The 1,499-nt window shown below is 68.6% G+C and carries 1 protein-coding gene; it reads left to right on the plus strand.

Annotated elements, in window-relative coordinates:
• Window positions 1-1,491, plus strand: a 1,491-nt coding sequence (locus ACHFIV_RS11275) for an acyl-CoA carboxylase subunit beta (RefSeq protein ID WP_398966408.1), incomplete at its 5' end; no start/stop codon positions are given.
• Window positions 1,492-1,499 lie beyond the last annotated feature (8 nt).

Consider the following 1,499-nt stretch of genomic DNA (forward strand, 5'->3'; position numbering starts at 1 on the left):
CCGAGCGACCGGGCGACCGAGGCGCAGCACGCGAAGGGCAAGCTGACGGCGCGGGAGCGTATCGCGCTGCTGCTGGACGAGGGGTCGTTCAAGGAGGTCGAGCAGCTGCGCCGGCACCGGGCGACGGGGTTCGGTCTGGAGGCCAGGAAGCCGTACACCGACGGTGTGATCACCGGGTGGGGCACGGTCGACGGCCGGACGGTCTTCGTCTACGCGCACGATTTCCGGATCTTCGGCGGGGCGCTGGGTGAGGCTCATGCCACGAAGATCCACAAGATCATGGACATGGCCATCTCGGCCGGTGCTCCGCTGGTCTCGCTGAACGACGGTGCCGGAGCCCGTATCCAGGAGGGTGTCAGCGCGCTCGCCGGGTACGGTGGGATCTTCCAGCGCAACACCCGTGCCTCGGGTGTGATCCCGCAGATCAGCGTGATGCTCGGTCCGTGCGCGGGCGGCGCGGCCTACAGTCCGGCGCTCACCGACTTCGTGTTCATGGTCCGTGAGACCTCGCAGATGTTCATCACCGGGCCGGACGTGGTCAAGGCGGTCACGGGTGAGGAGATCACCCAGAACGGGCTGGGCGGCGCCGATGTGCACGCCGAGACCTCGGGCGTCGCGCACTTCGCGTACGACGACGAGGAGACCTGCATCGCCGAGGTCCGCTACCTGATCGGCATGCTCCCCTCCAACAACCGCGAGAACCCGCCCACGGTGCACAACGACGACCCGGCCGACCGGCGTGGTGACGTGCTCCTGGACCTGGTCCCGGCCGACGGCAGCCGTCCGTACGACATGCACGAGGTCATCGAGGAGCTCGTCGACGACGGCGACTTCCTGGAGGTCCACGAGCGCTGGGCGCGCAACATCGTCTGCGCCCTGGCCCGGCTCGACGGCCAGGTCGTCGGCATCGTGGCCAACCAGCCGCAGGCGCTGGCCGGGGTGCTGGACATCGAGGCGTCCGAGAAGGCCGCGCGCTTCGTCCAGATGTGTGACGCGTTCAGCATTCCCCTCGTGACTCTGCTGGACGTGCCCGGCTTCCTGCCCGGCGTCGACCAGGAGCACGGTGGAATCATCCGGCACGGCGCGAAGCTGCTCTACGCGTACTGCAACGCCACCGTGCCGAGGATCTCGCTGATCCTGCGCAAGGCCTACGGAGGTGCCTATATCGTCATGGACAGCCAGTCCATCGGCGCCGACCTGACCTACGCGTGGCCCACCAACGAGATCGCGGTGATGGGCGCCGAGGGCGCCGCCAACGTCATCTTCCGCCGTCAGATCGCCGACGCCGAGGACCCCGAGACCATGCGGGCCCGCATGGTCAAGGAGTACAAGGCCGAGCTGATGCACCCCTACTACGCGGCCGAGCGCGGCCTGGTCGACGACGTCATCGACCCCGCCGAGACGCGCGAGGTACTGATCTCCTCGCTCGCGATGCTCCGCAACAAGCACGCGGACCTGCCGTCCCGCAAGCACGGCAACCCCCCGCAGTAGCCGGGGCC

This window comes from Streptomyces sp. ALB3 (assembly GCF_044385685.1).
Taxonomy (GTDB): domain Bacteria; phylum Actinomycetota; class Actinomycetes; order Streptomycetales; family Streptomycetaceae; genus Streptomyces.